This window comes from Bradyrhizobium sp. WYCCWR 12699 (genome assembly GCF_032144035.1).
In the GTDB taxonomy this organism is placed as follows: Bacteria; Pseudomonadota; Alphaproteobacteria; order Rhizobiales; family Xanthobacteraceae; genus Bradyrhizobium.
Genome location: NZ_JAVTJN010000039.1, coordinates 1894887 through 1900886, shown reverse-complemented (window position 1 = coordinate 1900886; position 6000 = coordinate 1894887). Strand labels below are relative to the sequence as shown.

Here is a 6000-nt window from a genome sequence, read left to right as displayed (position 1 = left end):
GATGCCGCTCGTCGCCATGGACGGCGTCACCATCGCAAGCCAGGGCGCCCAGCCGATCCTGGTGTTCGCCGACGACGGTCGCTCCATGGGTCTCGTCGTCGACGAGATCATCGACATCGTCGAGGAGCGCCTCAACATCGAGGTCGGCGGCTCCTCCTCCGGCATCCTCGGTTCGGCCGTGATCAAGGGCCAGGCCACCGAGGTGATCGACGTCGGCCACTTCCTGCCCATGGCGTTCTCCGACTGGTTCACCCGCAAGGAGATGAAGCCGTCGCTGCACTCGCAGTCGGTGCTCCTGGTCGACGACAGCGCGTTCTTCCGCAACATGCTGGCTCCCGTCCTCAAGGCCGCCGGCTACCGCGTCCGCACCGCGCCGACCGCGCAGGAGGGCCTGGCTGCCCTGCGCGCGCAGAGCTTCGACGTGGTGCTGACCGACATCGAGATGCCCGACATGAACGGGTTCGAGTTCGCCGAGGTGATCCGCTCCGACAACAATCTCGGCTCGATGCCGATCATCGGCCTCTCCGCGCTGGTGTCGCCGGCGGCGATCGAGCGCGGCCGTCAGGCCGGCTTCCACGACTATGTCGCCAAGTTCGACCGTCCCGGTCTGATCGCGGCGCTGAAGGAGCAGACCGCGGGCGCCGCCGGCGCCTCCGAGCTGAGCCGGGCGGCGGCGTAACCAACGGGACCAGGAGATACGCTTATGGCCACCAACAAGACCCAGTCCGCCGAAGGCGCCATGGTCGAATACGTCACCGCGATGATCGGCGGCCAGCTGTTCGGCCTGCCGATCTCCCGCGTCCAGGACGTGTTCATGCCCGAGCGCGTCACCCGCGTGCCGCTGTCCTCGCGCGAGATCGCGGGCGTGCTGAACTTGCGCGGCCGCATCGTCACCGTGGTCGACATGCGCGCCCGTCTCGGCCTGCCGCAGCCCGAGGACGGCAAGGTGCCGATGGCGGTCGGCGTCGACCTGCGCGGCGAATCCTATGGCCTGCTGATCGACCAGATCGGCGAGGTGCTGCGCCTGCCCGAGGCCGGCATGGAAGAGAACCCCGTCAACCTCGATCCCCGCATGGCCAAGCTCGCCGGCGGCGTCCACCGCCTCGACGGTCAGCTCATGGTCGTCCTCGACGTCGATCGCGTCCTCGAGCTCGCGCCCGAGATGATGGCGGCCTGATAGCGCGGCCTCGCCGCCGACGTGCCGGTAATTGGAAGTGCCCCCGCAAAAGGGGGAGGAAGCAGAGGTTCAGATGCGCACTTGTCTCGTCGTTGATGATTCCAGCGTCATCCGCAAAGTTGCGCGCCGGATCCTGGAGGGCCTCGACTTCCAGATTCTCGAAGCCGAGGACGGTGAGAAGGCGCTGGAGGCCTGCAAGCGCGGCTTGCCCGATGCGGTGCTGCTCGACTGGAACATGCCCGTGATGGATGGTTACGAGTTCCTCGGCCATCTCAGGCGCATGCCCGGCGGCGACCAGCCCAAGGTGGTGTTCTGCACCACCGAGAACGACGTCGCGCATATCGCGCGCGCGCTGCATGCCGGCGCCAACGAGTACATCATGAAGCCGTTCGACAAGGACATCGTGACGGCGAAATTCCAGGAAGTCGGCCTTATCTAAGCGATCGGCCGGAGGCCGAGCGGATCCTCCGGCGCCTGTTTTCAACTGTCTCCTTTCAGTCTGAGTTGGTGAGTAATGAGTGTTGCGTTCGCAGGTAATTCGACCACGACCGGCTCGCGCGAAGCGGGGCCGCTGCGGGTGATGATCGTCGACGACTCCGTCGTCATCCGCGGTCTGATCTCGCGCTGGGTCGGCGCCGAGCACGACATGGAAGTCGCAGCCTCGCTGCGCACCGGGCTCGAGGCGGTCAACCAGCTCGAACGCATCAATCCCGACGTTGCCGTGCTCGACATCGAAATGCCCGAGCTCGACGGCATCTCGGCGCTGCCGCAACTCCTGGCGAAGAAGCGCGATCTCGTCATCATCATGGCCTCGACGCTGACCCGCCGCAACGCGGAGATCAGCTTCAAGGCGCTGTCGCTCGGCGCGGCCGATTACATTCCGAAGCCGGAATCGACGCGCGAGGCGTCGGCCGCGGACATCTTTCATCACGACCTGATCCAGAAGATCCGCCATCTCGGCGCGCGGCTGCGCCGCAAGCCCGCGGTTGCAAGTCCGCCGCTCGCGCCTGCGAGCCCGGCTCCGGCCCTGCGCAGTCCGATTGCACGGCCGGTCGCGCCCGCATCGGCTTCCGCCGCGCCGGCTGCATCGTCAGGGGCGCTGAGCCTGCGCCCGTTCTCCAATCAGGCCCCCAAGGTGCTGCTGATCGGCTCCTCGACCGGCGGCCCGCAGGCGCTGATGGCGCTGGTCACCGAGCTCGGCCCCGTGATCGACCGTGTCCCGGTGCTGATCACCCAGCACATGCCGCCGACCTTCACGACCATCCTTGCCGAGCATCTGGCACGCTCGAGCCGCAAGCCCGCGGCCGAGGCGGTCGACGGCGAGCCGGTGAAGCCGGGACGGATCTATCTCGCGCCCGGCGGCAAGCACATGCGCGTCGCGCGCAGTGGCGTGGACACCGTGATCGCGCTCGACGACGGCCCCGCCGTCAATTTCTGCAAGCCGGCGGTCGATCCGCTCTTCACCTCCGCCATCGACATCTGGCACGGCAGCATCCTCTCCGTGATCCTGACGGGCATGGGCTCGGACGGCATGCGCGGCGGCAAGGACATCGTAGCCGCCGGCGGCAGCGTGATCGCGCAGGACGAAGCCTCCAGCGTGGTCTGGGGCATGCCGGGCGCGGCGGCCAATGCCGGCATCTGCGCGGCGGTCCTGCCGCTCAACCAGATCGGCGCCAAGGTCAACCGCCTGTTCGCGGGAGACCGCTCGTGACGCCGGTCGATTACGACTATCTGCGCAAGTTCCTGAAAGAGCGCTCCGGCCTCGATCTGTCGCCCGACAAGCAATATCTGGTCGAGAGCCGGCTGTTGCCGCTGGCGCGCAAGGCCAACCTTCCCGGCATTCCCGATCTCGTACTTAAGATCAGGAACGGTGACGGCCGGCTTGCCACCGACGTGGTCGAAGCCATGACCACCAACGAGACCTTCTTCTACCGCGACAAGATTCCGTTCGATCATCTGCGCGAGACAATTCTGCCGGGACTGACCCGGGCCCGCGCGGCGCGCAAATCCTTGCGCATTTGGTCGGCGGCGTCGTCGACGGGGCAGGAGCCCTATTCGATCGCGATGTGCATCAAGGAGATGGGCGCGGCCCTCGCCGGCTGGCGCATCGAGATCGTCGCGACCGACCTGTCGCAGGAGGTGCTGGAGAAGTCGAAGGCCGGAATCTACAGCCAGTTCGAGGTGCAGCGCGGCCTGCCGATCCAGCACCTGATGAAGTATTTCACGCAAACCGGCGAGCTGTGGCAGCTCAACGCCGACATTCGCGCGATGGTCCAGTTCCGCCAGCTCAATCTGCTGCAGGACTTCTCCCATCTCGGCACGTTCGACGTGATCTTCTGCCGCAACGTCCTGATCTATTTCGACCAGGACACCAAGGCCGTGATCTTCGAGCGGATGGCGAAGGGCCTGGAAGCCGACGGCACGCTGCTGCTCGGGGCCGCCGAATCCGTCGTCGGCATCACCGATGCGTTCCGTCCCATCACCGAGCGTCGCGGTCTCTACCAGCTCAATCCCGCACGCTCCGGCCGCCCCATGGGCGGGTTGATGCCGCAGCCGCTGAAGCTCGCCGCGGCGAGGTGATTGTTCTTCCTTCTCCCCTTGTGGGAGAAGGTGGCGCGAAGCGCCGGATGAGGGGTTGCTTCAGCAAACTCGAATCCTGAGAGGTCTACTCGTGGAGAGAGACCCCTCACCCGTCTCGCCGCTTCGCGGCGAGCCACCCTCTCCCACAAGGGGAGAGGGAAAGAACGCGCTCACAAAATCGCATGCGGCAGAAACCGCGAACGATTGCCCGTGATCGGGCTCTCGTCCTCGCGGATCGACAATCCGCACGGCTCGTGATTCACCAGCCAGCTTCCGATCACCGGATAGAAGCCGGAGAAATTCGGCAGCGGTGCCAGCGCCTGGCGCACGAAGCCTTCGGCGCCGTAGGGGCCTGCCTGCTCGTCGAGCGGCATCCCGCCTGATACGATCGTGACATTGGCGCCTTCGCGCGACAGCAGCGGCTTGCGCACATAGGAGGTGCCGAGCTCGGCGGCGCGCGGATCGTCCTCGAAGAACGCCGGCAGCAGATGGGGATGGTTCGGAAACATCTCCCAGAGCAGCGGCAATATTCCCTTGTTGGAGAGCACCGCCTTCCACGGCGGCTCGATCCAGCGCGTGGCTGCGTCCTTCAGCTTGGCGCCGAAGGCATCGTGGAACATCCACTCCCAGGGATAGAGCTTGAAGGCGAGCGCGATATCGTTCTCGTCGAGATCGACGAAGCAGCCCGGCTCGTCGCGCCAGCCGATCTCTTCGATGTCGAGCAGCCTGGTCGAGAGCCCGGCCTGGCGCGCGGTGTCCTCGAGATAAGCGAGCGTGCCGGCGTCCTCTTCGTTGCCGGTGATGCCGGTGAGATGGACATGGCGGCCGCCCGCGATCTCCTTCCATGCCGCGATCAATCGCTCATGGATGGAGTTGAACTGATCGGAACGCGACGGGATGACGCGGCGTTCGATCGCCTGTTCGAGCCAGGTCCACTGAAACACCGCGGCCTCGAAGATCGAGGTCGGCGTGTCCGCATTGTATTCGAGCAGCTTGGCCGGCGACTTGCCGTCGTATTTCAGATCGAGCCGGCCATAGAGGCTGCGATCGTCGCGCTTCCAGCTCTCGGCGATCAGGCTCCAGAACGCTTCCGGGATCTGCAGGCGCCGCAAATAGCGTTCCTCGCCGATGACACGGCCGGCAAGCTCCAGGCACATCGCGTCGATCTCGCCGGTCGGCGTCTCGATGCCGCGCTCGATCTCGTCCAGCGTGAAGCCGTAATAGGCACGCTCGTCCCAATAGCGTTCGCCGTCGATGGTGTGGAAGACGAAGCCGCATTGCGCCGCGGTCTCTCGCCAGTCGTCGCGCTCCAGGCAGGTGATGCGCTGCATATTATTTCCTGCGCATGATCTTGTCGGAAAACCGGTGGCCACTTTTCCGGAACATGCGCTAGCCGCCGCCCGAAAAACCGTGACCGAACGAGCCGAAGCCGCCGCGGCTGACGCTGCTGTGGCCGGAATCGGACGACGTCCCCGACGAGGAATGGCTCGACGAGTCGCTGCTGAAGAAGCTCGATCGCGACGAGTGCGAACTGCTGCCGCTGCCCGATGAACTGCTGCTGGTGCAGGTCGTGGTGGTCTGTCCCGGCACGGCGCCGGGCGTCGGCTCGCAGGTCTGCCGCGGCATAAGAGTGTAGGCGGTGGTGCCGACCGCGAGCGTGCCCATCACCAACAGCGCGACATGGCCGGAGCGCTTCACCGGCTGCTTGGTCGGCAGCGGCAATGGCTGTGGCAGGCGTGGCCGGCGCTTGCCGAAGTCCTTTTTGGAGGGTTTGTCGGCCATCTCAATAGATCATGCTGGCGGCGTTGAGCAGGCCGGCCGCGAGCGAGGACAGCCCGAGCCAGATCGCCGGCGCAAGCTCGCCGGCGGCAATCCGTTCGGACAGGTTCGGCACCGGCACGCGTACGAGAAAGAACACGATGACCTGCACGATCAGCGCGATCATGGCCCAGATCAGGCAGTCCAGCACGTTGGCCGAATGCGCGATGGCGCTGACCAGCGGCGCCACGAAGCCGAGCAGGCTGAGGCCGAGCGCGATCGCTGCGGCCGGCTCGTTGTCGCGGATCAGCTGGAACTCGTTATGCGCGGTGATGCGGGTGTAGACGAACAGATACGCCACGATCGCGATCAGCCCGGTGCAGAAATAGACCAGGAAGGCGGGCAGGCCGGCCAGTGATTGCAGGATCATCGTTCCCCCATCGTGCAGCGACCATTCGTCGGCGGAGGAAGCATAGCGGTTCAAA

General features: G+C 65.8%; 8 protein-coding genes. 5 read left to right on the top strand and 3 right to left on the bottom strand.

Annotation, left to right across the window (positions count from 1 at the left end; translation table 11 throughout):
- The 5 genes from RPS27_RS39565 to RPS27_RS39545 form a co-directional block, all read left to right on the top strand.
- Positions 1-679, top strand: a 679-nt coding sequence (locus RPS27_RS39565) for a response regulator (RefSeq protein WP_313755091.1), incomplete at its 5' end; no start/stop codon positions are given.
- 24 nt (positions 680-703) lie between these two features.
- Positions 704-1177, top strand: coding sequence for a chemotaxis protein CheW (locus RPS27_RS39560; RefSeq protein WP_194406288.1), 474 nt, complete (start codon positions 704-706; stop codon positions 1175-1177).
- 73 nt (positions 1178-1250) lie between these two features.
- Positions 1251-1616: a PleD family two-component system response regulator gene (locus RPS27_RS39555; RefSeq protein ID WP_007600538.1), complete on the top strand. Its 366-nt coding sequence runs from the start codon at positions 1251-1253 to the stop codon at positions 1614-1616.
- A gap of 75 nt (positions 1617-1691) precedes the next feature.
- A complete protein-coding gene (locus tag RPS27_RS39550; RefSeq protein WP_211419710.1) occupies positions 1692-2888 on the top strand; it encodes a chemotaxis response regulator protein-glutamate methylesterase in 1197 nt (398 codons plus the stop codon).
- Positions 2885-3757, top strand: coding sequence for a protein-glutamate O-methyltransferase CheR (locus RPS27_RS39545; protein WP_211419709.1), 873 nt, complete (start codon positions 2885-2887; stop codon positions 3755-3757). The genes RPS27_RS39550 and RPS27_RS39545 overlap by 4 nt, the downstream gene beginning before the upstream one ends.
- Before the next feature lie 170 nt (positions 3758-3927).
- On the opposite strand, the gene RPS27_RS39540 is transcribed toward RPS27_RS39545, so the two are convergent.
- Genes RPS27_RS39540 through RPS27_RS39530 form a run of 3 tightly spaced genes read right to left on the bottom strand, consistent with a single transcriptional unit; the run spans position 3928 to position 5945 of the window.
- On the bottom strand, positions 3928-5088 hold the full coding sequence (locus RPS27_RS39540; protein WP_212068768.1) for a glutathionylspermidine synthase family protein: 1161 nt from the start codon (positions 5086-5088) through the stop codon (positions 3928-3930).
- 58 nt (positions 5089-5146) lie between these two features.
- A complete protein-coding gene (locus RPS27_RS39535) occupies positions 5147-5539 on the bottom strand; it encodes a hypothetical protein (protein ID WP_212068769.1) in 393 nt (130 codons plus the stop codon).
- 1 nt (position 5540) lies between these two features.
- The gene (locus RPS27_RS39530) at positions 5541-5945 is read right to left on the bottom strand and encodes a DUF350 domain-containing protein (protein ID WP_194408189.1); all 405 of its coding nucleotides are present in this window, start codon (positions 5943-5945) and stop codon (positions 5541-5543) included.
- Between the last annotated feature and the right edge of the window lie 55 nt (positions 5946-6000).